This is a genomic window from Veillonella sp. 3627, assembly GCF_003992195.1.
In the GTDB taxonomy this organism is placed as follows: domain Bacteria; phylum Bacillota; class Negativicutes; order Veillonellales; family Veillonellaceae; genus F0422.
The window spans coordinates 77231-100983 of sequence record NZ_RQVG01000001.1 but is presented as its reverse complement, the minus strand read 5'-3'; the positions used below and the strand labels follow the sequence as shown (position 1 = coordinate 100983).

Sequence of the window (23753 nt, the reverse complement as noted above, 5' to 3'; positions counted from 1 at the left end):
CATAGATAATGGCTCGTGATTATTATGACGTCCTTGGCGTCAACAAAAATGCATCCCAAGATGAAATTAAGAAAGCATTTCGTAAGAAAGCACGTCAATACCATCCAGACGTAAACCGTGATAATCCTGAAGAGGCAGAAAAGAACTTTAAAGAAGTGAATGAAGCCTACGAAGTATTATCTGATGACACGAAAAAAGCACAATATGACCAATACGGTCATGATGCCTTTACTGCTGGCGGAGGTAACTCCGCTGGCGGTTTTGGCGGTGGTTTTGGTGGCGGCGGATTTGGCGGTTTCGGCGGTGGCAGCGGATTTGAAGATATTTTTGGTAATATCTTTGACATGTTCGGCGGCGGTGGTGGCCGTGGTCAACGTGGTCCAGAGCGTGGTGCCGATTTACGCCAAGATGTACGCATTTCTTTCCGTGATGCTGTATTTGGAACAACGATGAAAGTCAATGTACAGCGCCATGAAGAGTGTGATCATTGTCATGGTACAGGTGGTGAGCCTGGTTCTAAAGTAGAAACATGTCCAAACTGTCATGGTTCCGGTCAAGAAGCTGTCATTCAAAATACACCATTTGGACGTATGCAAACGGTGCGCACATGTTCTCGATGCGGTGGACAAGGTAAAATTATTGAAAAACCTTGTAAAGTATGTCGTGGACAAGGACAAGCTATCAAACGTCGTGATATAGAAATCAAAATACCAGCTGGTGTCGACGATGGTGCACGCCTTCGTGTATCTGGAGAAGGGGAACCTGGTACATTAGGTGGCCCTAAAGGTGATTTATATGTGTATATCTCTGTAGCTCGTGACAAAGAGTTTGAACGCAGTGGCAACGATGTTGTATTACGTCAAACTATCTCTTTCTCACAAGCTGCACTAGGTGCTACTATACAAGTTCCTACTTTAGAAGGTAAAGTGGAGTTAAAAATCCCTGAAGGCACACAAACTGGTACTGCTTTCAGAATCAAAGGACAAGGTGTTCCGTATTTACGTCAACCAAGCCAACGTGGTGATCAACACGTAGTTGTCACCGTGGAAACACCTAAAAAATTGACAGATAAACAACGTCAATTATTAGTTGAGTTTGCTGCAGAAAACAAAGAAGATGTAAATACTTTGAAAGTGAACAAAAGCATATTAGAAAATTTAAGTGATAAGGTGAAACAGTTATTTTGCCAAGATTAAAACTTGGTAAGTAAGGAGTCATCTATGAAATGGATAGAAATATCCATTACTGTAGAAGTGGCAGTCATTGATGAAATGGCTGCCATTTTTAATGGTATAGAGAGTAATGGATACATAGAAGAAACAATAGAAAATAACCCCAACTTAAGCCGTGTGACCATCTATTTAAGCGTAGACAAAGATGAGAAGCAATGGAAACAGCTCATAGAAACAGCATTACAAGATGCTAATATTTCCTTTGAAGATATGGAATGTAAAACTGTAGACGATGAGCAATGGTATCATAGTTGGCAACAATATATTATGCCTACGAGATTGTTACCAGACTTGGTGATCTGTCCCTCTTGGCAAAGCTATGATGCCACTACAGATCCACTCGCTACAGAACAAGATGTGGTAATGACCATGGATACAAAGCTATCCTTTGGTACGGGAGATCATGAGACTACTAGGAACTGTGCCACTTTATTAGGCAAATATATACACCGTATTCCCACAGATTTGAGCCAACAGGTTTGCCTAGATATTGGTACTGGCACAGGTATTTTATTACTAGCAGCCCATCATTTAGGGATACCTAACCTAGTGGGCATCGACCTAGAAGAAGAAGCAGCTATACAGGCCAAGGAAAACTGTGAAAATAATGGTATTGAGGCCACCATCATTCATGGCAATTTAAGCGATGACTTTCACGGTAAAGCTCATCTTATACTAGCGAATTTAACAGTTGATCCTCTAAAAATTTTATTGCCTATGATTAGGGAAAAACTACACGATAATGGTATACTAATAATAAGTGGTATTGTGGACGATCGATATGATGAAATTATGCCGTATATTACTAACCACTGGACTATTATGGAAGAAATGGTAGAAGGCCCTTGGCATACCTTTACCTTGGCATAAGATAGGAAGTATATGAAAAAAATATTTATTGATGGCATTATAGATGAAAGTATCCAATTACCATTAGATACAGCACATCATCTCTTTCATGTATTGCGCCATTCTAAAGAGGAACCTTTTATTGTGAGCAATCATGAAGGGCATACAGGTGAATTTGTGCTAATATCTGAGGAATCAGATATATATATGGCGAAACGATTACGTACCATTGACGTGTCTACATCAGCTATGAAAGTAGTGTTAATTCAATCCTTTTTGAAAGGCGATAAGTTCGAGTTTTTATTGCAAAAGGCTACGGAATTAAATGTTCATCACATCTACGGTGTATCTTCGGTCCATTGTGTAGCTAAATATGATGCTAAAAAATTAAACGCCAAGAAAAGTAGATGGGAAAAAATTATCATAGAAGCAAGCCAACAATGTGGTCGCCCTGATGTACCTACATTAACAGTAGAACAGTCACTTTCAGAGGTACTGCAAACCTTACAATCTGATGAGGGAGTTCTCTTGTTAGGTGCCTATGAACGAGAAGATGACAAGACGATCAAAGATATTTTACAAACACAGTTACATACTAATTCATACCATACCATAGCCATTTGCATTGGTCCTGAAGGTGGTTATAGCCCTACTGAAATGGAACTATTGGAATCCTGTGGAGGCCATAAGGTTAGCCTAGGAGCCACTATATTGCGTGCTGAAACAGCGGCATTAAGTGCTGTGAGTATGATTCAATATGAATTACTAGATTAGGAGTCTCATGAAGACAGTTGCATTTACTACCTTAGGGTGTCGTGTCAATCAATATGATACGGATGCCATGAAAGGTTTATTTATAAAAGCAGGATATACTCCTGTTGGTTTCGACGAAGAAGCCTCTATTTACGTGATTAATACTTGTTCTGTAACAAATATGGGAGAGAAAAAATCACGCCAATTAATCCGACAAGCAAAGCGCCGTAATCCAGAAGCCTTTATTGTAGTCACAGGCTGTTATGCCCAATTGGCGCCAGAAGTGATTTCTGCTATCGATGGGGTTAACCTTGTCATCGGTACAGCGAATCGAAATAAAATTGTAGAATTAGTAGAAAACATTCCATCTACAGAAGAACAGATTTCCATCGTTCGTAATGTGATGGAAGAGTCTACCTTTGAAGAAATGCCTTTATTTGGCAATGAAATTGAAAAATGTCGGGCTTTCATGAAGATACAAGAAGGATGTAATAATTTCTGTTCCTTCTGTATCATTCCTTATACACGAGGAAAATTAAAGTCTAGAAAAATTGAAGACATTGTGGAAGAAGCAAAACGCCTGGTTGCCTATGGGTATAAAGAAGTAGTACTCACAGGTATACACCTCGGTAACTACGGTATTGAATTACCAGAGCGACCAACCTTAGGCCGTGTTGTGCGTGAATTATTGACCATTGATGGCTTAGAACGCATTCGCTTTGGTTCTATTGAATCTGTAGAAGTATCGGAAGAATTAATCGAGTTAATGGCAACGAACCCTCGTGTATGCCCTAATTTACATCTTCCTTTACAAGCTGGCTCAGATCCAGTGTTAAAAGCGATGAACCGTCACTATAATTTGCAACAATACAAGGATTTAGTGAAGTATTTACGTAGTCGGATTCCGAATTTATCCATTACGACAGATATTATCGCTGGTTTTCCTGGAGAAACAGACGAATTATTCGAGGAAACCATGCGTACAGTGAAAGAAGTTGGTTTTACGCATATCCATGCCTTCCCATATTCTATTCGAGAAGGTACGCCAGCTGCTAAGATGGAAGAGCAAGTTCCAGAAGCCGTGAAAAAGACACGTGTAGCCTTATTAAATCAACTTGGGAAGGAAGGCTTTAAAGCCTATGCTAACCGTTTCCTTAACCAACCTGTGAAGGTTCTCATCGAACAATGCGATGACTTTTACTATTATGGCTTAACCAATGAATACGTACATAGTAAAATACCTAAACAAGACCATACTTTTAATGTAGGGGATATTGTGACAGGCACAGTCACTGAAGTGCATAGTGATGTTGTGCTGGTGGAGATTTAGAATTAATTTGTTACGAGGTTCATCATCTAATGGAAAGAATTTTTTGAAGACATTTAATGATGAATTGATCGTATTTAAGAAATAAATAATAGACTATATAGAATATTTTTGATATAGTTAATATCATAGTATGTAAGTATCATACAGTAGATAAGAGAGGGGATTCCCATGAAAGAAGATTGCCTATTTTGTAAAATTATTAATAAAGAAATTCCAGCTAAGGTTGTATTAGAAAATGACAAGTTCTTGGCATTCCATGATATTGCTCCAGTAGCACCTGTGCATGTGTTGATCATTCCTAAGAACCATGTATCTAATATTGCTCATTTAAATGAAAATAATGAAGCCTATGTGGAAGGTATCTTGCCATTCGCTAAATTGGTAGCAAAAGAATTAGGTCTGGCCGCTGATGGATACCGTTTAACATTAAATACTGGCGCTAAAGCAGGTCAAACTGTATTCCATTTACATGCACATTTGTTGGGCGGTAAAGAATTAGGTTGGCCAAATATTGACTAATCTAGGAGGAACAAGTGTCAATAGAACAAACTATCATGAATCAATATAATGTAGATAATATTCTGCATTACTTTCAAGAAATTGCTAATATTCCTAGAAAATCTGGGAATGAACAAGCTATTTCTAATTATATTAAAAACTGGGCTCTAAACTTGGGCTTAGATGTGTTCCAAGATGAACAATATAATCTAATCATTAAAAAAGCTGGTACAGAGGGATATGAATCACATGAACCAGTGATTTTACAAGGTCATATGGACATGGTGTGCACTAAATTAGAGTCTGTAGAGCATGACTTTATTAACAGTCCTATCGCTTTGCATGTAGAGGATGGTATCTTACATGCCAATGGAACTACCTTAGGCGCAGATGATGGTTTTGCAGTGGCTTATGGTATGGCTATCTTAGGGTCTACAACGATTCCACACCCTCCGTTAGAGGTAGTATTCACAGTTGAGGAAGAAACTACTTTCAAAGGTGTGAAAACATTAGATTACAGCCATTTACAAGGTAAACGTCTCATCAATATGGATGGGGAAAGTATCAATGAGGTGACCATTGGCAGTGCTGGCGGCCATGGATCTACGGTGACATTACCGATTGTTCCCGTATCTGTGAATAATGAAATGACCAAGCGCAGAATTACCATTGAAGGCTTGAAAGGTGGTCATTCTGGTTGTGATATCCATTTAGGACGGGGTAATGCCATTTACATCCTATCTAAGGTATTAGAACGCATCACAGGGGAACATAACATTCGCATCACTGAAGTAAGCGGTGGCAGTGCACCGAATGCAATTCCATTACGTGCTTATGCTGATGTGTATCTACATTTACAGGATGTGCCGTATGTACAAGTTCTTTTACAAGAAGAACAAGATAAGTGGAATGCTCACTATGCATCGGCTGGTGAAAGTATGATAATATCTTTATCTGTTGTCCCTAAAGTAGATCGTGAAGATTTAGTGGAATTAGATTTAGATGCTATCACCATGGAACGAGCTTTCAGCGGTGACACTGTACAAAAACTATGTGCTCTTATTCAAGGAATTGAACAAGGCGTATTACAACATGCTCCTGGCAATCCGTATGAAGTATGGTACTCTAATAATATTGGTGTTTTGGGTATGGCAGATGATGCTGTTTACCTTAAAATGCAAGTACGCAGTACAGATACGAAGAACCTAGAGACTCATTATAAAGGCTTAGTGCAATTGGCAGAAACTCATGGTGCTACGACATCCCTTGAAAGCCCGTATCCAGGCTGGCTACCAACATTTGATAGTCCATTACAACAAGCCTATCATAAGGCATATGAATCTGTGACAGGTGCTACAGACTTACAGTTCAATGTGATCCATGCAGGTCTTGAAGTTGGCTACATGTTAGATAATTTACAAGGCCCTGTAGATGCTATTAACATTGGGCCAAACATTCATGACTTACATGCACCTACAGAACGTATGGAGTTAGAAAGTTTTGTTACTACTTGGAATGTATTGAAAGAGCTCTTAAAAAGCTTATAAAACAACATATTTGCCATTTATTTTGGCCTATGATATAATTACTTCCGATAACGATATATTATCGGAAGTAATTTTTTAGTTTAAAATAGCTATATAGGTAGCAACAGCTCTATATAGTACATTTGAGGTGCTTATGAGTCAATCTAATACACACTTCTATTTACGCAATTATAAAGAGATTATGAACAACTCCAAGCTTAGCGATAAGGCTAAGTCTAGTATTCTATTATCTAAAGCAGAAAATACTGTAGATGCCTACGAATCTGATTGGATGGATTTTGTGGATTGGTGTCAACATAAACAAGAATCTTTTTTTCCAAGCTCACCAGAAATCATCGTCAATTATATCAATGATTTAGCTGATTATGCTAAGGCTAATACTATATCACGTCGCATTAGCGCCTTATCGGAAAACTTTAATGCTTCTGGTATTGAAAGTAACCCTTGTAGCGCTCCTATCGTTAAACAAGCTATGCGAGGTATACGTCGGTCCTTAGGCACTTACCAACAAGGTAAAACGCCTGTACTATTGGATGATCTTATGGATATCATAGACTATATGGAAACTGCCGATATAGCACCTATACAAAAACTACGTGATAAAGCTATATTATTATTAGGTTTTATGGGAGCTTTTCGACGTAGCGAATTATCGGCATTAACCGTAGAATGTTTAAAGTTTTTGCCACAAGGATTAGAAATCTTCGTATCCAGTTCAAAAGCCGACCAAGAAGGGCAAGGTGCTATCATAGCCATACCATATATCGAAAATGAGTCATTATGCGCTGTAAAGGCTGTCAAAGCATGGCTAAGATATGTTCCTATTACTACAGGTCCAGTTTTTAGAGGTTTTACGAAAAGTATGGGGATACGAAAAACTGCTATCAGCGATAAAAGTATTGCTGATATTGTAAAATACTATATGGCAGCTATTGGTGCAGATCCATCCTTATATGGAGCTCATAGTCTACGTCATGGATTTGCTACCACAGCCGCCCATTATGGCGTAGAAGAACGTAATATAATGAAACAAACTCGACACCATAGTGTCAATATGGTACGTCGTTATATTAATGAAGCCAATAAATTTGTAGATAATCCTATATCTTCTATATTCAAGCCTAAATAGCACCATATTAACTACATATTACTTGAGTTAGATGATGTATATTGAATCTCTATATAATCGTACATAGACTATATAATACAGAAAATAATCAGATACAATTCTGTCTCCAAAACATGAGAAAGAACAGACAAAAAAGACTGCATACCCCTATGAATAATACATAGGATATACAGTCTTTTTATTCTATCATTCAATATATATATTTTAATATTTTACCGAACATACACATGCTATAATTTAATTATTTGCCCAAGCTGTAATAAAACCGAACATAGTTTTTTCTTTCAGTGTAGGAATCATTAAAGTTTCTCCAGCACGTAATGCCTTACCATGCTGTAAATGATTAATTTCTTCGATCGCTACGATATACTCACGGATATCAATATCTTCAGTTTGCGCCAATGCCTTTTGAGAGATACTCCATAAGGTATCCCCAGCGTCTACTTGTACAGCTTTAATATTTTGAGTATCCATCTCTAATGTTGTAGTATTAATCATACCATTTACTACAAATACCATAGCTACCATTACTAAAATAGAAAATAATTTATTCATAATATATACCTCTCTCTAATAATATCGAACAAAATAAATAGTACATCTGTTTGTTTATGTTCATATTCTAACACACATACAAATGTTCGGTCAAGCATAATTTTTTAGAACGCATATTTGACAATTTTCGATATTAAATTTATAATAGGTGTATATAAATTAAGTTCCATAATACTGTAGAATGAGAGGTTATTCCCTTGAGACGTCCTGCCACTGATATAAATAGCAAACAACAAAGAATATTAGATTTTATTATTGAAAGTTTACAACAGCGCTATCGCTGCCCAAGTGTTCGTGAAATTGGTGATCATATGGGCTTAAGCTCTACTTCTACTGTTCAAAGTCATTTAAATACATTAGAAAAATTTGGCTATATTACTCGTGATGCGAATAAAAATCGATCTATTACCGTTGTAAATATGCCTGATGTACCTGCTTTAGAAATGGATGAGGAAACACACGAAGTTACATCAAGTAATGAATTTAACTTTTTAGAAGCTGGGCTTCGTCGTGTTCCTTTAATTGGTACTGTACAAGCAGGTCTTCCTGTAACAGCTATTGAAAACCGTGAAGATGAATTCGTATTACCTACTGCTCTATTAGGTAGCTCTGAATGCTTCTTGTTACGTGTTCGTGGCGAATCCATGCGCGATATCGGTATGTATGAAGGTGACTTGCTAATAGTGCGCAATCAATCCACTGCCAACAATGGGGATATTGTAGTAGCTCGTATTGATGATGAAGCCACAGTTAAGCGTTTTTATAAAGAGTCTGACCATATCCGCTTAATGCCAGAAAACGAGGAGTTTGAGCCTATCATCACGCGAAATTGTGTAATTGAAGGTCGAGTGATTGGACTCATTCGTGACCATATATAATCTAAGATAATAAAAAAGATAGCAGTCTTTGATAAGACTACTATCTTTTTTTATTTAAGTTTTATTGTTTATATGATTTTATAGCTGCATCGATGATCTGTGCTTCTTCTACAGATGGATCACACAATGGCAATAATAAAGGCCCTGTACAAAAGCCTAATTGCTTCATTGCATATTTTACAGGAATAGGATTTGTAGTAATAAACATAGCTTTTAAGATAGGTACCAAGGATAACTCAATAGCTCTTGCCTCTTTTACTTTACCTTCTTTAAATAAGGCTATCATTTTTTGCATTTCTTTACCCACAATATGTGCGGCCACAGAAATAACACCGGCTCCCCCATTTTGTATCACATCTAATGTTAATGCATCATCACCAGAATAAATCATGAAATCATCACTTGGTAGTAATACACGAATTTGTTGAGTAATACTAATATCACCTGTAGCTTCTTTAATAGATGTAATATTAGGGCATTCTTTAGCTAATCTAGCTACTGTTTGTGGTTCTATACGACCACCTGTTCGACCCGGTACATTATATAGCATAACGGGTAAATCAGTACTGTCTGCAACCGCTTTAAAATGTAAATAACAACCTTCTTGATTGGGTTTGTTATAATATGGTACCACAGCCATCACGCCATGAACACCAGTATGGCTAGCAGCCTTCGTTAAAGCGATCGATTTTTTAGTAGAATTACTACCTGTATTCGCAATAATGGTAGCACGATGACCATACTCTTTAGCGATTAATGTAAATAGCTCAAGTTTATCACGATCATCAATATTTGGACCTTCACCAGTAGTGCCACATACAATTAAGCCATCAGATCCATTGTCCAATAAGTATCCGGCTAAACGTAGTGCTTCTTGAAAATTTACATGACCATCGTCAGTAAAAGGAGTGATCATTGCTGTTAAGATATTTCCAAATGTTGTCATCTTAGCACCCCCTGAAATGTATATAACTAGAATGATTGATGTTCTACTAAGTATTCTGCAATTTGTAATGCATTTAATGCAGCACCTTTACGAATTTGATCTCCTACAATCCAAAAATTCATAGCATGCTCATTAAATAAATCTTTACGAATGCGGCCGATTTCACAATCATTTTGATTCGATGTATATAAAGGCATTGGATATTCTTGTGCTGCTGGATTATCATTCACACGTAAACCAGGGAATTTTTCACAAGCAGCTTTGAAATCTTCTACAGATACTGGAGACTCTGTCTTTACTAATACAGATTCAGAATGAGAGCGATATACTGGTACACGTACAGTAGTCGGTACTACAGCAATAGTGTCATCATGGAAAATCTTTTGTGTTTCCAATACCATTTTCATTTCTTCTTTAGAGTATCCATTTTCCATGAATACATCAATTTGCGGAATTAAATTAAAAGCGATTGGATAATGTTTGTCCATAGAGCCTGTAGGTAATAAATTAGCTACCATATCTTCCCCTGCAACATGTTGAGCTACTTGGGAATCTAATTCTTCAATCCCCTCTTTGCCAGCGCCAGATACAGCTTGGTATGTGCTGACAACAACACGTTTAATAGGAGATAAGTCATGCAATGGCTTTAATCCTAAAGCCATGATAATAGTAGAACAATTAGGATTAGCAATAATACCTTTATGTGTATCAATATCCTCTGGGTTTACTTCAGGTACTACTAATGGAACGTCTGGATCCATACGGAAAGCGCTGGAGTTATCGATAACAATAGCACCACGTTTAGCAGCTTCTGGAGCCAATGTTTTAGAAATAGAACCTCCTGCAAATAAAGCAATATCAACACCTTCAAAAGATTCTGGTTTTGCCTCTTCCACCACATAGTCTTTCCCATCTACTGTCAAAACTTTGCCCGCAGAACGAGCAGATGCTAACAACTTAATGCTTTCATAAGGAAATTTACGTTCTTCAATTAATGTAATAAACTCTTGTCCTACTGCACCAGTAGCACCTAATATGGCTAAATGAGGTTTTCTCATAGTGACTCCTTAATATTAATAACTTAATGTATAGTTATATGTATTATACTATTTAAGTTTTTCTTTAGCAAGAATTATATAGAATATAGAATTATAAATAATGTTCTAATCCATAGGTTAAGCCTGCAAAATCTTTGATTTTTTTACAAGCTAATACCACACCAGGCATAAAGGATAAGCGACTTAATGAATCATGACGAATCACCAATGTTTCATCATATCCACCAAAAATAACTTCTTGATGCGCCACATAGCCTGGTAAACGGACACTGTGAATAGTCACATCATCGACCTTAGCACCTCGAGCACCTGGTAGACTCTCACGAGTTAAATCTTCAGCCGCTTTCACATTGGCTTTTTGTTTTGCGTCATTGATCAATTTAGCCGTTAATACAGCTGTACCAGAAGGTGCATCATATTTATGATTATGATGTAATTCAATAATCTCCACATCTGGAAAATACGGAGCTAGTTCCGCTGCCGTTTTCATCATCATCACCGCACCTAACGAGAAATTAGGAGCTACCAAACAATTCGCATAATGTGCTCTACCAATGGAATCTAATTCTTGGCGCTGTGCTTCTGTAAGACCAGTTGTACCAATCACAACGTGAATTCCTTTTGTTAGCATAAGTTTTGCATTTTCAAAAATAATGGCTGGCGTTGTAAAGTCCACAATCACATCTGGATGTACGGCTTCAATAGCTTCCTCTAATTGACTGTAGATTTTACAGTCTAAAGGACTAGTGCCCATAAATTCACTAACATCTTTACCTCCATGGCTAGGATCTACCCCACCCACTAAGGTTAACTCTGTATCATTATGAACAGCTTTTAGAACCTCACGGCCCATTTTGCCAGCTGCTCCATTTACTAAAACTTTCATTGTTCCTCCTAGAGTAATTCCTGTTGAAAGTATTGAATCATTTCTTTTGCTGTTTCTAAGGCTGTATCTGAGAAAGATTGGCCTGACATCATACGGGCAATTTGTGCAACATGTTCCTCTTCTGAAAGGATAGTAACTTTAGAAATAGTTCGACCTTCTTCTTCTACCTTATGTAGATGATAATGTTGTTTTGCCACGCTTGCTGTTTGTGGTAAGTGCGTAATACAGAATACCTGATTACCAGAACTTAACTGTAGAATTTGTTTAGCCACTTGTAAGGCTATATCACCGCTAATACCTACATCAATTTCGTCAAATACTAAAGTCTTACGAGTTGCTTTATTAAATACGGATTTTAAAGCTAAGGCGATACGCGCTAATTCACCGCCAGAGGCAACTTTATGTAGTGGTAATAAAGCTTCCCCTGCATTGGCAGAAAATAATAGCTCTATCCGGCTCGCTCCCAAGGGAGATAAAGTCTCAGTACCTTCTATGACAAATTCTAATTTGGCCTTTGGCATACCTAATTGAGTTAAGTTTTGCTGTAAGGCATCAGTAATCTCTTTATGATGAGCATAACGTATTTTTGTAAGCCTTTCTAACGCTTGTACCGCTTGTGTTTGTAAGGTTTCCACGCGTTCCACTAACTGCGATTCTTCACTTTCCTCTGATTCTAGTAATTCTAATCGCATTTGTGCCATTTCTTCAAAGGCTAATATTTTTTCAATTGTGTCTCCATATTTACGTTTTAAATTGTATATAAGCGTGTCTCTCTCTTGTAAGTAAAAATAGCGTTCTTCGTCATAGCTAATGGAATCACGGTATCTATCTAAAGCTTGTCCAGCTTCTTCTAATTGATAATACGCAGATCGCAATAACTCAGCTATTTCTTCCATATCCTTATCATATTTTACAAGATCAGTCACTTCATTAGTAATACTATTCAAGCCATCAATAAGAGGAGTTCTGCCCCCATAGATACCATCATAACAACTAGAAATTGTAGATTGAAGATGCTCATAGTTATCTAATCTCTCTAATTCTTCAGATACAGCTGTATCTTCATTAGTTTGTAATTGGGCTTCTTCAATTTCATCAATCTGAAAGCGCAACATATCTAATTCACGAATTCTTTGTGCCGACTCTTCACGCAATGTTTCTAATTGTCGCTTTGCACTGGCATAGTCAGTATAGGCTACTACGTAACTTTCATAAGCCTTCGTGGCATCATCATTATACGTATCTAAATAGATATGATGTGTATCCGGTAATAAGAGCTGTTGGTTACTATATTGACCATGAATATCTGCTAAATAGGTGCCAATTTCACGTAATGCTTTCAATGGAATCACTTGGTCATTAGCTAAAATTTGTGATTTACCGTTTCGATTAAAAGTTCTAGATAGAATTAAAGTATCTTCTTCTACTAAAATATTTTTATTTACTAATAGCTCTTGTAATGCTGTATCTCCTGCAATATCAAAAGCGCCTTCAATCAGAAAAGAATCCTTCTCATGACGAATAAATTCACTACTAGCTCTTTCTCCTAATAGAATAGAAAATGCATCCATCAATATAGATTTACCAGAACCTGTTTCTCCAGTAAAAATTGTGATGCCCTTGGCAAACTCTAGCTGCATATGTTCGATGAGGGCAAAATTTTTAATCCCCATGCGTACTAGCATATTAATCCCTCATTAAGTCTTGAATACGGTCCAATACCATTTCTACACTTTCTACAGAATTACATATCAATAAAATTGTATCATCTCCAGCAATCGTACCTATAACTTCATGCCATTTTGCATGGTCAATAGCAAAGGCTACTGATTGCGCAGAACCAGGTAATGTATGTAATACGACTTGATTCAACACGTGGTCAATACGCAAAATAGAATCTTGGAACAAGCGATTGATGCGTGTTCTAGATAACATAATATTTTCTTCTGGAGATAAGGCATATCGATATCGTCCATCCCCTGTAGGAACTTTTATTAACATCAATTCCTTAATATCACGTGATACTGTTGCTTGTGTAACGGTAATCCCTTCTTCTACCAAGGCTTGCGCTAATTCTTCTTGTGTTTCAATAGCCTTAGTTTGAATAATTTCTTTTATCTTATTATAACGAAAACGTTTCATTATTTCCTCCGACGAATAATATATAAAATAGGCGGTTGATTCGCTTGATTTAATGGTCGCCATGTACTGCAGTGAAAATCTTTTTGACTAATAGAAGCTATATAGTCTTCTAAATCTTCTGCCTCTTTACGACCAGTTTCTGTCCCAGGATACGCTACAATAGTACATAATCCATGTACTGAAAGTTTTTCTAATCCTTTTGATAAAGCTTTAATTGTTGATACAGATTGTGTCATAATTTGATGGTCTGCATTCGGTAAATACCCTAAATTAGCTACCATTAAATCAATAGTAGATACAGGAAGTGTTTCCAGTGCACTATCATGTGACCCCAATATGAAATCCACTTGTTTTATAGCCTGTGGAAGCTCTTTCAAAAGCTTTTCTTTCGTCCTTGTTAGTGCTACTTCTTGTATATCAATAGCATATACATGAGAATTTTTATGACAATGTGTCAATAGATATACCGTGTCATATCCATTGCCACAAGTAATATCTACAATAGTTCTAGCTGTAACTAGGGCGTCCAACCATAAGTGATGCTGAAAGTCTACACTATGGTGTAGAGGAATCATAGAACCTCCTTAGATCGTGCGGTCAACTTTTTAAACAAGGTAGCAAAGAATTTTTGATCTTTAAATCGCACATATTTACAATATTGTGGATGCGCTTCAATATGTAAAGAGTCAGTATTACTAAATTCGTAATCAAAAGTGCCATCCACAGAAATATGCAAGCTTTTCTGACGCTCTGGCATAGTAATATCAATTTTTGCACTTTCTTTTAGCACCAAAGATACGCCTTGCAATAAATGAGGGGCAATCGGTGTTACTATAAGAGAGCGATTATCTGGCGCCATAATAGGACCTCCAGCAGATAAGTTATACCCTGTAGACCCTGTGGAACACGCTACAATTAAACCGTCAGCAGGATACATTTGAGTATGTCCACCATTAATCGACAAATTAATACGAGCCATTTTACCCGGTTCTGAGCGGGATACCACAATATCATTAATAGCCGGACGTAGCACACGTTCTCCTTCTGGAGTATGTAAAGTTCCCACTAAATGAATGCGATCTTCCACATAAAAATCGCCTTTACTAATTCTTTCAATAGCCATCTCTAAGTTTTCAAGTTCTATTTGATTTAAGAAACCTAATTCCCCTAAATTAATACCACAAATTGGTACATTATATGAATAAATTTGACGTGCTAATTGAATAATCGTACCATCACCACCAAAGCTAAATGCCATATCCAAATGTTCAAATATTTCTGGTCGTGATAATAAGTGAGATTTCTCTATCCCCAACGCATATACATCATGATGTTCTAATTCTTTAGGCATATAGACTTCTATACCATATGTATGGCAATAGGTAATTGCTTGTGATAATATATCTCGAATATTCTCTTTTTTCATATTAGGAAAGAAACCGATTCTCATAGATCCTCCTATAATCGATGAGCCTCCTCTACCGTGGCTGTAATAAGCCCTTCAGTAATGTCTAAGGAACCCTCTGCTTGTTTTGTAAAATATCCTAAAAATTCAATATTTCCTTCCATTCCTTTAATGGGAGAATAGGTTAGTCCATGTAAATATAACCCACAATCTTTAGCAATGTGCAAGATACGATCTAACACCAATCTATGTGTGGATTTCTCACGTACTATTCCACCTTTACCGACTAGTTCTTTACCAGCCTCAAACTGAGGCTTGATTAAAGCTACTAAAGAACCAGTATCTTTAAGTAAAGTAGTCGCTACAGGTAACACTTTATCCAAAGAGATAAATGCTACATCTATGGAAATAAAATCGCTAAGTTCCCCTAATTGTACTGGAGTAACGGTGCGAATATTTTGTTTTTCCATATTAATGACTCTAGGATCTTGTCGTAACTTCCAGGCTAGTTGATTATACCCTACATCAATGGCGAACACTTTGGCTGCTCCATGCTGTAAGGCACAGTCTGTAAACCCTCCTGTGGAAGCACCAATATCTACCATTACGGCATTCGTTAGATCGATAGGATATAACTCGATGGCTTTTTCCAACTTTAAGCCACCACGGCTTACATATGGTAAGGTATTACCTTTTACCTCCAAATGTGTATCTACTGAAACTTTAGTACCAGCTTTATCCAATCTCTGTGTACCAGAAAAGATAAGCCCCGCCATAATAGCAGCCTTGGCTTTTTCTCTACTTTCAAATACACCACGTTGCACCAGTAGTATATCAAGACGTTCTTTTTGACTCATACGTGTCTCCTACTGTGTGCGATCCATTAAATATTGGACTAGACCTTCAAGAACAGGTGATGTGCAGTTGGAATCATGTAACGCTGTTAATGCTAGATTAGCCACCTCTTGAGCTCGTTCTTTAGCAGTATCTAATCCTAAAATAGATACATAGGTTGCTTTATGCTGACGTTCATCACTGCCAGGAGTTTTACCTAATTCTTCTTGTGTGCCTACTACATCTAAAATATCATCGGTAATTTGGAATAATAAACCTAAATGATCAGCATATCGTAGGTAGGCCTCTCTTACGGATGTTGTGGCCTCCATAATAATCAGACCAATTTCAACAGCTGCACTAAATAATGCTCCTGTTTTACCTTTGTGAAGAACTACTAATTCATCCAATGGTAGGAATTTTCCTTCTGATTGTAGGTCAAAAGCTTGTCCACCTACCATTCCGCTAGGCCCTGCACCTTTGGCTAAGACATGAATAATTTGCACTACTTGTTCTGCAGATAATGTTGTGTGTTTGCTAACTAATTCAAAGGCATAGGTTAATAATCCATCTCCTGCTAAAATAGCCATACCATCGCCATATACACGATGATTGGTTAGTTTTCCTCTACGATAATCATCATTATCCATAGCTGGTAAATCATCATGAATTAAAGAATAGGTATGAATCAATTCTATAGCACACACTACATCTTTATAAGCATCCCAAGATCCACCTAAAGATTCAATGACAGCTTTTGTAATAATAGGCCGAATTCTTTTACCACCCATCAATAAGCTATAATTCATGCTATCGTATAAACGAGCATATTCCGTATTAGGTGATTCTAATACAGAGGATAAATAACTTTCAATGTCTGCTTTGCTTTGTTGCAAGTACTCTTTTAACATAATATCCTCAATTCTTTGAAAGATAATAATTTTTGTATAAATATTCTAATTCTATTATACCTAAAAAAACGTACTTTGTCTTCTAATTCGTATCTACTTGTACAGTTTCAATTATTTGTTCAACTTCTTCTTCTACAAGTTGCAATAAATCAGAACATTCTTTGACTAATGTTAATCCTTCTTTGTAGGTTTTTAACAATTCATGCATAGATAAGCTTTCGTCATCTAATTTTTTTACTACTTCTTCTAAGGCTGTATATTTCTTTTCATAATTTTTTATAGATTTAGCCACGATATGTTACCTCCTGTACAGTCGCTTTCACAGATCCATCTTGAATATGTATATCTAATGTATCGCCAATTTGTACACTTTGAATCGTTTGTAATGGAGTACCATTAAGATCAACTTTTGCAAATCCCTTAATGACCTTAGCTAAAGGATTTTTGTTATCTAATTGAGTCGCTAATATAGCTAATTTACGTGATTCATCTTGGGATTTCTTTTGTATTGCACTATGTAATAGGTGTTCAAAACGTTGTAATATATTTCTCTGTTGATGCACCAAGTTCATGGCAGGTACAGTAATCTTGCGGTTGGCAATAGAAAATAACTGTTGCTTTTCTTTTTGAATACGATACTGCACTGTATTATGAATAAATTCTAATTTTTGCTGTACTTCTTCTTGTAAGTCCAGCAGTGGATAGATAGATAATTCTGCAGCATGACTTGGGGTTGCCCCTCTTACATCTGCGACAAAATCACATAGTGTATAATCTACTTCGTGACCTACTGCAGACACAACCGGTGTTGTACATTGGAATATAGCTTCTATTAAAGCTCTATCATTGAAGCACCATAAATCTTCCATAGAGCCACCACCACGACCAACAATAATTACATCTACATCTGGGTCAGCATCTGCCATAGCTACACCACGAGCAATAACAGGGCCCGCTGTAGGTCCTTGTACAGGTACATTAAATACTTTAAATGTTACTAATGGATTGCGATGGGATGCTACATGTAAAATATCGTGAATAACTGCTCCTGATGCAGAAGTAACAACACCAATACAACTCGGTACAGGTGGCAAAGGTTGTTTGTGCCGTTCGTCAAAATACCCTAACGCATATAGCTCTTGTTTTAATTTCTCATAAGCAATTTGATAGTCACTTTTGGCACCAATACGAATATCTTCGCAAATAAAACTTAAACGACCAGTTTTTTCGTAAAAACTAATGTTTCCTCGTACTTGTACTAACAAACCGTTTTCAAGGGCACCTTCCAAGCCACGTTGTTGCACTTTAGAACGCCACATAGCCATATCAATGGAGCCTGTATCATCGATGAGAGAAAAATAATAATGTCCTGTACTATGACGTTTTACATTAGAGATAACACCTTCAACAATACAGTTCTTTAAGAGAAATTCTCCCTCTACGGTTTGCTTAATAATTTTATTTAATTCTCCAACGGAGTAAGCATCCATTCTATTCTCCTTCAACAACCTTTGCTCCATAGGCATTACCTGAGGCATTATCTGCACTATATTTAGAGGATACACATAACACATCTAAATCATGATGGTGTCCCCAATGAACTAAACGATCTTGTAAGTAGGTATTAGCCATGACGCCACCGGCAGTAATTAAGGTTGTAATATTATGCTTTGTTAAAATATGAGATAAGGCTTTCTCTAGGGAACTTCCAATACAATGGAACACAGAGGCTGCCAAAATTTGTGCATTTTTTTCTGTACTAAATGATTCCCTATCAGTCCAATGTATAGGCCCATGTTGTAATGATTCCCACCAGCGTTGTCCAGCGCTATATGGCCCACCAAAGCTGATGGTAGATTCATTTACTGATACAGGGAGCACCGAGTCTACATTGTATTTAATACGCCTTCCCAATGTTTCCATACTTGGGCCCGCTGGAAACTTTAATCCCATTAAAACACCTAATCGGTCTACTAACTGGCCTCCTGCTATATCATCAGAGCCACCTACTATTTGCACTTTAAAACCACTTTTATAAATGCGTTCACAAAGAACAAATTCCGTGGTTCCTCCAGAAAGGTGTAAACTTAAAAAGGGCCCTTCTGGAATTTCACCAATTTCACGCAAGGCTGCCCATATATGATTCTCTTGATGAGAAAATACATGTACAGGAACTTGTAAACAATGTCCCAGTGATTTTGCTGTATTAAGACCTACTAAGAATGCCGGCATATAGGAATCTTCTTCTCGTCTTGGAAAACCGCTGACACCGATAGCTGAAATGGGGTGATCCAAATGTAAAGACTGAATAAGCTCTCCTAAAGCACGAGTATGTTGAAACACCATTTGTGACTGTTGCAACCCTCGTTTACCTTGCGGTACTTCTAAAAGCTTTCTAACTTCCTGTACTAATCTTCCTTCCTCATCAACAATTGCACAGGACGTAGTATAACAGCTTGTATCTATTCCTAAATAATAGGCCATTTTATTGTCTCGATTTAGCTAAATTATGAAGGATAGCATTAATGTACTTATAAGAAGTCTCTCCTCCAAACTCTTTCGCTAATAAAACAGCTTCATTAATAACAATCTTTGCTGGTGTATCCTCTTGTGGATGTAATAGCTCCCACGCTGCCATACGTAAAATAGTAAGTTCTACTTTAGGAAAACGTTCCATTTTACGTTTAGGAGAAAATTCTTGTAAAGCTGCATCTAATTGTTCTTTTTCACTACGCACACCTGCAATTAATTGTTTTGCAAATTGATTGGCTTTTCCTTGCATTTTAGTGGTATCTAAAACTGCCTCCTCAACTATTTCTTCTGAAAATGTATCTGCATAAATAGTTTCAAATGCAAACACTCTTGCTAACCTACGATGATTCATGATTAGGTTCCCTTCTTTCTAGACCGTCAATGTGTACATCTACACGAACACGATATAAGTCTAACATATTTCGTAAATCTTGCCGCACTTGTTGTTGTATTTGTCGTGCCACTTCTAATGGATGAGATCCACAATATAAACGAAGATATAAATTAATTTCTATAAAATCCTCTCCAAAGCTATCTCGTTTATGTTTAACATTCATTCCAGGCCAACTTTTTTGCCCTAGTTTTTGTGAGATACCATCTACAACACCATCAAAAAATCGTTTGCTCATGGAGTGTATTTCATCGAAAGATGACAATACTCTTGCAGTGACATCTAAAATAACGGCATCTGTAATTTCAATTTCTAAATGATCTGACATACAAATCCTCTATAATATGGTACTTTCAAAAATTATATCTTGCACATAAATATCCACACTATTCACAGTAGCATCTGCCATAGAAACAAGAGCACTTTTTACTCGCTCTTGTAAACGCAAGGCTATATCTGGGACGCGATATCCATAATACACTGCAATATGTAGAGATACTTGCAATGATCCATCTTCTAAAACTTGTACTTTTACACCTTCCATGGCATTTTTTCTGCCAAATATGCTACTGACCGTATCTCCAAATGTTGTACTCATACCCGCAACACCTTTAGTTTCCAATGCTGTCATGGTAGCAATCATTTCATAAACAGAATGGTCGAACTGTATCAGTCCTTCAAAAAAGCGATTATCTTCCATATATTTACCAAAAAAGCATTTGTCGTCCTACCACAGGCCAACAAATGCTTTTAATTACAATACTATACTAGTTGTTAAAAGATCAAATCTGTGGTTTAAGCACGTTCAATATATTGTCCAGTACGTGTATCTACACGCAATACATCGTCTACTTCGATGAATAAAGGTACTTTTACAACATAACCTGTTTCTAATGTAGCAGGTTTATTACCACCAGTTGCAGTATCACCACGGATACCAGGATCAGTTTCAACTACACGTAACTCAACAGCTACTGGTAAGTCGATACCGATTACGATACCTTGGAAGAACATAATGGATACTTCCATATTTTCTAACAAGAAGTTTTTAGCATCCCCTAATTGATCTACTGTTAATTCAATTTGGTCATATGTTTCATTATCCATGAAAGTATATGCTCCATCAGATTCATATAGGTATTGCATGCGACGACGGTCAACATGAGCTTTTGGCACTTTTTCACCAGCATTGAAAGTACGCTCTACCACAGCACCTGTTTGTAGGTTTTTCAATTTAGCACGTACGAAAGCTGCCCCTTTACCTGGTTTAACATGTTGAAAGTCAACTACTTGCCATACATTACCATCTAATTCGACAGTTACGCCTGGACGAAAATCATTACTGGAAATCATTATAAATCCCTCCATTACACATCTAGTTCTATTAAATCTTTAGGAGTCTTTGTGAGAACTTCACAACCCTCCTTAGTAACTATAACTGTATCTTCAATACGTAATCCCATATGCCCTGGTAGATATATACCTGGCTCTACTGTGACTACCATATTGGATCTTAATATATCTTTTGATTTTGGTGATACCACTGGTAATTCATGAATATCTAAACCTACCCCATGGCCTGTACCATGACGAAAGTTTGACCCATATCCTTGTTCTTTGATATAGTCTCTACAAATTGAATCTATCTCTAAAGCAGTTACACCTTCTTTTATAGATGCAACACCACGTTGTTGTGCTTCTAACACAATAGAGTACAACTCTTTTTGTTCATCACTAGCCTTACCTAATACGATAGTGCGTGTCATATCTGAATGATATCCTTTATACATAGCACCAAAGTCAAAGGTAACAAAATCGCCTCGCTCCATCACTTTATCACTAGCGACCCCATGAGGCATACTAGAACGATAACCAGAAGCAACAATAGTTGCAAACGATGGCTCTTTAGATCCACGTCGTAACATTTCTGTTTCTAGAATAATACGTGCCTCGTTTTCAGTCATCCCCACTTTTAGCTGCGGTAACATAGCTGCAAATGATTCATCTGCGATATTAAAGGCTTGCCGTAAATATTTCAGTTCATCTTCTCGTTTCACTATACGAAGGCTAGCAAAATCGAAGGATAAAAATTCTGTTTCATTCAATGTATCACAAACTTGCTGAAATACATCGACACTCATATAGTTTCCTTCAAAGCAACATGTAGTTAAACCAATACTTAAACGTTTTGGTAAGTCCCTAATTGTTTCATATACATCACCTGTATATTCTACTACTTCGTATCCTTCACATTGTTCTTTTGCCTGTTCTGTATAACGACTATCCGTTATCATATACGCTTTGTTAGGCGTTACAAGGGCAACCCCTGTAGTTCCTGTAAAGCCAGCAAAATAATGCAGATTAATAGGACTAATAAGAATAGCGCCCCCGTATGATTCTTCTTGTAGGAATCCTTGTAAAGTTGCTAATCCATTCATCATCTCGCCTCCTTAAAAAGCATCAACTAATGATACCATATAATGCATAGTTATGACAAATTGAATAGATTCGATTAAACAATTTCTTTTTCTTCTTCTGTTAAATCTATGAATGTGCCCACTTCTTCAATAGAATCAAGGGTAATTTTACCGATAGCAATGCGTTGTAAGTATGTTACCGTCCCACCACATGCTCCGATCATACGTTTCACTTGATGATATTTCCCTTCGTAAATAGTCAATTCACAGGAGTGAATGATTTCACCAGACTCATGCATCACTCCTTCATCATTGTGAAGCGATAATTCTGCCGACTTACACTCTGTACCATCCCCTAAAACCATACCAGCTTGTATACGTTGTATACCTTCATCTGATAAAGCCCCACTATATTCTACATAGTAAGTTTTACCAATATTTTTTTTGCCATGAATAATTTTATGAGCCCAAGGGCCATCATTGGTTAATAATAACAACCCTTCTGTATCTTTATCAAGTCGTCCCACAGGGAATACCTTTAAAGTTTGAAACTCTTCAGGAAGTAACTCCATAATAGTAGGATCTGTAGAATCTTCTACAGCTGTTACATATCCAGCTGGTTTGTGAAATTTAATATAATATTCTAATTGTGCTTGTACAACTTGATCTTGAACCGTAACCACATCTACATCAGGATGGATATGCACGTCTTTTTTCTTAACAATACTATCATTTACCTTTACAAAACCCTGTTTGATTAAATCATGTACTTCTTTTCTTGTACCAAAAGCCTTATGGGCTAAAAACTTATCAATCCTCACCGTAACCACCTTCTCTCACATGAGTATGAGATGTATCATTTAATATACAAATACGATTATAAGGAGACTGGTCACCCCAGAAATCCACCACACTAACGGCTGTATTCCCCTGTGCTAACCGCCATAAACAATTCAGTGGAATACCCGTTAATGCACATAATAATGTACGTATGGTTCCTCCGTGACAAACTACCAATAACCGTTCACCATCCTCCATACGCGCTAACTCTTCTAATAAACGAGTATAGGCACGTTCTTGCACCATTTCTACTGTCTCCCCATTAGGAATTGGTTTCTCTGATGGATCTTCATAAATAGCTTCGATTTGGCCAGGCCAGCGTTCATTAATTTCAGAATATGTTAAGCTTTCCCAGTCGCCAAAGTTAATTTCCCGTAATCCTTCTGTAAAAGTGGTAGGAATATAACGACCTTTTAGAATTTCTTCAGATGTAACCCTAGCTCTTACTAGGTCTGAAACGATAGCTCTATCAAAATGAACATCTCGTAAGGCATCACCCACATCTACAGCTTGGGCCATACCTTTTTCATTTAAAGGTATATCACTAAATCCTTGGTGCTTTCCTAGATGATTCCAATCCGTTTCACCATGGCGGACAAAGTAAATTTGTATCATAGTAT

At 37.1% G+C, this 23753-nt stretch carries 28 protein-coding genes; 8 read left to right on the top strand and 20 right to left on the bottom strand.

The window, feature by feature from the left end:
• Window positions 1-8: 8 nt before the first annotated feature.
• From dnaJ to EO114_RS00440, 7 genes are all read left to right on the top strand, one after another.
• Window positions 9-1196, top strand: coding sequence for a molecular chaperone DnaJ (gene dnaJ, locus EO114_RS00470; protein ID WP_127060833.1), 1188 nt, complete (start codon window positions 9-11; stop codon window positions 1194-1196).
• A 24-nt stretch (window positions 1197-1220) separates the two neighbouring features.
• Window positions 1221-2102: a 50S ribosomal protein L11 methyltransferase gene (locus EO114_RS00465; protein WP_127060831.1), complete on the top strand. Its 882-nt coding sequence runs from the start codon at window positions 1221-1223 to the stop codon at window positions 2100-2102.
• A gap of 12 nt (window positions 2103-2114) precedes the next feature.
• Complete coding sequence (locus tag EO114_RS00460) at window positions 2115-2855, top strand: 16S rRNA (uracil(1498)-N(3))-methyltransferase (protein ID WP_127060828.1); 741 nt, start codon at window positions 2115-2117, stop codon at window positions 2853-2855.
• A 7-nt stretch (window positions 2856-2862) separates the two neighbouring features.
• Window positions 2863-4164: a tRNA (N(6)-L-threonylcarbamoyladenosine(37)-C(2))-methylthiotransferase MtaB gene (gene mtaB, locus EO114_RS00455; RefSeq protein ID WP_127060826.1), complete on the top strand. Its 1302-nt coding sequence runs from the start codon at window positions 2863-2865 to the stop codon at window positions 4162-4164.
• A gap of 168 nt (window positions 4165-4332) precedes the next feature.
• Window positions 4333-4683 (top strand): histidine triad nucleotide-binding protein, encoded by a 351-nt coding sequence (locus EO114_RS00450; RefSeq protein WP_009352788.1) that lies wholly within the window; start codon window positions 4333-4335, stop codon window positions 4681-4683.
• A gap of 14 nt (window positions 4684-4697) precedes the next feature.
• The gene (pepD, locus tag EO114_RS00445; protein WP_127060823.1) at window positions 4698-6209 is read left to right on the top strand and encodes a beta-Ala-His dipeptidase; all 1512 of its coding nucleotides are present in this window, start codon (window positions 4698-4700) and stop codon (window positions 6207-6209) included.
• A gap of 133 nt (window positions 6210-6342) precedes the next feature.
• Window positions 6343-7338, top strand: a complete 996-nt coding sequence (locus EO114_RS00440) for a site-specific integrase (protein ID WP_127060820.1) — start codon at window positions 6343-6345, stop codon at window positions 7336-7338.
• Between the two features lie 237 nt (window positions 7339-7575).
• Here EO114_RS00440 and EO114_RS00435 read toward each other — a convergent pair whose 3' ends face one another.
• Complete coding sequence (locus EO114_RS00435; RefSeq protein ID WP_062402758.1) at window positions 7576-7893, bottom strand: LysM peptidoglycan-binding domain-containing protein; 318 nt, start codon at window positions 7891-7893, stop codon at window positions 7576-7578.
• 197 nt (window positions 7894-8090) lie between these two features.
• Here EO114_RS00435 and lexA point away from each other — a divergent pair, with 197 nt between their 5' ends.
• Window positions 8091-8771 carry a transcriptional repressor LexA gene (gene lexA / locus EO114_RS00430; RefSeq protein WP_127060817.1) on the top strand — a complete coding sequence of 227 codons (681 nt, stop codon included), beginning with the start codon at window positions 8091-8093 and terminating at the stop codon, window positions 8769-8771.
• A 61-nt stretch (window positions 8772-8832) separates the two neighbouring features.
• Here the strand turns inward: lexA and dapA are convergent, their stop codons facing one another.
• The 19 genes from dapA to EO114_RS00335 form a co-directional block, all read right to left on the bottom strand.
• Window positions 8833-9717 (bottom strand): 4-hydroxy-tetrahydrodipicolinate synthase, encoded by an 885-nt coding sequence (gene dapA / locus EO114_RS00425; RefSeq protein WP_127060815.1) that lies wholly within the window; start codon window positions 9715-9717, stop codon window positions 8833-8835.
• 26 nt (window positions 9718-9743) lie between these two features.
• Complete coding sequence (locus EO114_RS00420) at window positions 9744-10775, bottom strand: aspartate-semialdehyde dehydrogenase (protein WP_127060812.1); 1032 nt, start codon at window positions 10773-10775, stop codon at window positions 9744-9746.
• A gap of 91 nt (window positions 10776-10866) precedes the next feature.
• Window positions 10867-11661 carry a 4-hydroxy-tetrahydrodipicolinate reductase gene (gene dapB / locus EO114_RS00415; RefSeq protein WP_127060810.1) on the bottom strand — a complete coding sequence of 265 codons (795 nt, stop codon included), beginning with the start codon at window positions 11659-11661 and terminating at the stop codon, window positions 10867-10869.
• A gap of 8 nt (window positions 11662-11669) precedes the next feature.
• Window positions 11670-13346: a DNA repair protein RecN gene (gene recN / locus EO114_RS00410; RefSeq protein ID WP_127060808.1), complete on the bottom strand. Its 1677-nt coding sequence runs from the start codon at window positions 13344-13346 to the stop codon at window positions 11670-11672.
• A 1-nt stretch (window position 13347) separates the two neighbouring features.
• Entirely contained in the window at window positions 13348-13803 is a 456-nt protein-coding gene (gene argR, locus EO114_RS00405) for an arginine repressor (protein WP_009353250.1), read from the bottom strand.
• Window positions 13803-14378, bottom strand: coding sequence for a class I SAM-dependent methyltransferase (locus tag EO114_RS00400; RefSeq protein ID WP_127060806.1), 576 nt, complete (start codon window positions 14376-14378; stop codon window positions 13803-13805). The genes argR and EO114_RS00400 overlap by 1 nt, the downstream gene beginning before the upstream one ends.
• Entirely contained in the window at window positions 14375-15253 is an 879-nt protein-coding gene (locus EO114_RS00395) for an NAD(+)/NADH kinase (protein WP_127060804.1), read from the bottom strand. Before EO114_RS00395 ends, EO114_RS00400 begins: the two co-directional genes overlap by 4 nt.
• A gap of 8 nt (window positions 15254-15261) precedes the next feature.
• Complete coding sequence (locus EO114_RS00390; protein WP_126940301.1) at window positions 15262-16065, bottom strand: TlyA family RNA methyltransferase; 804 nt, start codon at window positions 16063-16065, stop codon at window positions 15262-15264.
• A 9-nt stretch (window positions 16066-16074) separates the two neighbouring features.
• A complete protein-coding gene (locus tag EO114_RS00385; protein WP_127060802.1) occupies window positions 16075-16953 on the bottom strand; it encodes a polyprenyl synthetase family protein in 879 nt (292 codons plus the stop codon).
• An 82-nt stretch (window positions 16954-17035) separates the two neighbouring features.
• Window positions 17036-17245 carry an exodeoxyribonuclease VII small subunit gene (gene xseB / locus EO114_RS00380; RefSeq protein ID WP_062402788.1) on the bottom strand — a complete coding sequence of 70 codons (210 nt, stop codon included), beginning with the start codon at window positions 17243-17245 and terminating at the stop codon, window positions 17036-17038.
• The gene (xseA, locus tag EO114_RS00375; protein ID WP_127060800.1) at window positions 17238-18443 is read right to left on the bottom strand and encodes an exodeoxyribonuclease VII large subunit; all 1206 of its coding nucleotides are present in this window, start codon (window positions 18441-18443) and stop codon (window positions 17238-17240) included. Before xseA ends, xseB begins: the two co-directional genes overlap by 8 nt.
• A gap of 1 nt (window position 18444) precedes the next feature.
• Window positions 18445-19437 (bottom strand): metallohydrolase, encoded by a 993-nt coding sequence (locus tag EO114_RS00370; RefSeq protein WP_127060797.1) that lies wholly within the window; start codon window positions 19435-19437, stop codon window positions 18445-18447.
• Between the two features lies 1 nt (window position 19438).
• The gene (nusB, locus tag EO114_RS00365) at window positions 19439-19837 is read right to left on the bottom strand and encodes a transcription antitermination factor NusB (RefSeq protein WP_126940296.1); all 399 of its coding nucleotides are present in this window, start codon (window positions 19835-19837) and stop codon (window positions 19439-19441) included.
• Complete coding sequence (locus EO114_RS00360; RefSeq protein WP_127060795.1) at window positions 19824-20204, bottom strand: Asp23/Gls24 family envelope stress response protein; 381 nt, start codon at window positions 20202-20204, stop codon at window positions 19824-19826. Before EO114_RS00360 ends, nusB begins: the two co-directional genes overlap by 14 nt.
• A gap of 9 nt (window positions 20205-20213) precedes the next feature.
• A complete protein-coding gene (locus tag EO114_RS00355) occupies window positions 20214-20576 on the bottom strand; it encodes an Asp23/Gls24 family envelope stress response protein (protein ID WP_126940294.1) in 363 nt (120 codons plus the stop codon).
• Window positions 20577-20671: 95 nt separating this feature from the next.
• Window positions 20672-21229, bottom strand: a complete 558-nt coding sequence (gene efp, locus EO114_RS00350) for an elongation factor P (RefSeq protein WP_127060792.1) — start codon at window positions 21227-21229, stop codon at window positions 20672-20674.
• Between the two features lie 14 nt (window positions 21230-21243).
• Window positions 21244-22314: a Xaa-Pro peptidase family protein gene (locus tag EO114_RS00345; RefSeq protein ID WP_127061091.1), complete on the bottom strand. Its 1071-nt coding sequence runs from the start codon at window positions 22312-22314 to the stop codon at window positions 21244-21246.
• Between the two features lie 74 nt (window positions 22315-22388).
• Complete coding sequence (locus tag EO114_RS00340) at window positions 22389-23114, bottom strand: pseudouridine synthase (RefSeq protein WP_127060789.1); 726 nt, start codon at window positions 23112-23114, stop codon at window positions 22389-22391.
• The gene (locus EO114_RS00335) at window positions 23104-23748 is read right to left on the bottom strand and encodes a histidine phosphatase family protein (RefSeq protein ID WP_126940291.1); all 645 of its coding nucleotides are present in this window, start codon (window positions 23746-23748) and stop codon (window positions 23104-23106) included. The genes EO114_RS00340 and EO114_RS00335 overlap by 11 nt, the downstream gene beginning before the upstream one ends.
• Window positions 23749-23753: the final 5 nt, after the last annotated feature.

Coding starts and splice junctions, on each gene's coding strand:
- dnaJ (WP_127060833.1), top strand. CDS start 9: ATGGCTCGTGATTATTATGACGTCCTTGGCGTCAACAAAAATGCATCC.
- EO114_RS00465 (WP_127060831.1), top strand. CDS start 1,221: ATGAAATGGATAGAAATATCCATTACTGTAGAAGTGGCAGTCATTGAT.
- EO114_RS00460 (WP_127060828.1), top strand. CDS start 2,115: ATGAAAAAAATATTTATTGATGGCATTATAGATGAAAGTATCCAATTA.
- mtaB (WP_127060826.1), top strand. CDS start 2,863: ATGAAGACAGTTGCATTTACTACCTTAGGGTGTCGTGTCAATCAATAT.
- EO114_RS00450 (WP_009352788.1), top strand. CDS start 4,333: ATGAAAGAAGATTGCCTATTTTGTAAAATTATTAATAAAGAAATTCCA.
- EO114_RS00440 (WP_127060820.1), top strand. CDS start 6,343: ATGAGTCAATCTAATACACACTTCTATTTACGCAATTATAAAGAGATT.
- EO114_RS00435 (WP_062402758.1), bottom strand. CDS start 7,893: ATGAATAAATTATTTTCTATTTTAGTAATGGTAGCTATGGTATTTGTA.
- dapA (WP_127060815.1), bottom strand. CDS start 9,717: ATGACAACATTTGGAAATATCTTAACAGCAATGATCACTCCTTTTACT.
- EO114_RS00420 (WP_127060812.1), bottom strand. CDS start 10,775: ATGAGAAAACCTCATTTAGCCATATTAGGTGCTACTGGTGCAGTAGGA.
- dapB (WP_127060810.1), bottom strand. CDS start 11,661: ATGAAAGTTTTAGTAAATGGAGCAGCTGGCAAAATGGGCCGTGAGGTT.
- recN (WP_127060808.1), bottom strand. CDS start 13,346: ATGCTAGTACGCATGGGGATTAAAAATTTTGCCCTCATCGAACATATG.
- argR (WP_009353250.1), bottom strand. CDS start 13,803: ATGAAACGTTTTCGTTATAATAAGATAAAAGAAATTATTCAAACTAAG.
- EO114_RS00400 (WP_127060806.1), bottom strand. CDS start 14,378: ATGATTCCTCTACACCATAGTGTAGACTTTCAGCATCACTTATGGTTG.
- EO114_RS00395 (WP_127060804.1), bottom strand. CDS start 15,253: ATGAGAATCGGTTTCTTTCCTAATATGAAAAAAGAGAATATTCGAGAT.
- EO114_RS00390 (WP_126940301.1), bottom strand. CDS start 16,065: ATGAGTCAAAAAGAACGTCTTGATATACTACTGGTGCAACGTGGTGTA.
- EO114_RS00385 (WP_127060802.1), bottom strand. CDS start 16,953: ATGTTAAAAGAGTACTTGCAACAAAGCAAAGCAGACATTGAAAGTTAT.
- xseA (WP_127060800.1), bottom strand. CDS start 18,443: ATGGATGCTTACTCCGTTGGAGAATTAAATAAAATTATTAAGCAAACC.
- EO114_RS00370 (WP_127060797.1), bottom strand. CDS start 19,437: ATGGCCTATTATTTAGGAATAGATACAAGCTGTTATACTACGTCCTGT.
- nusB (WP_126940296.1), bottom strand. CDS start 19,837: ATGAATCATCGTAGGTTAGCAAGAGTGTTTGCATTTGAAACTATTTAT.
- EO114_RS00360 (WP_127060795.1), bottom strand. CDS start 20,204: ATGTCAGATCATTTAGAAATTGAAATTACAGATGCCGTTATTTTAGAT.
- EO114_RS00355 (WP_126940294.1), bottom strand. CDS start 20,576: ATGGAAGATAATCGCTTTTTTGAAGGACTGATACAGTTCGACCATTCT.
- efp (WP_127060792.1), bottom strand. CDS start 21,229: ATGATTTCCAGTAATGATTTTCGTCCAGGCGTAACTGTCGAATTAGAT.
- EO114_RS00345 (WP_127061091.1), bottom strand. CDS start 22,314: ATGAATGGATTAGCAACTTTACAAGGATTCCTACAAGAAGAATCATAC.
- EO114_RS00335 (WP_126940291.1), bottom strand. CDS start 23,748: ATGATACAAATTTACTTTGTCCGCCATGGTGAAACGGATTGGAATCAT.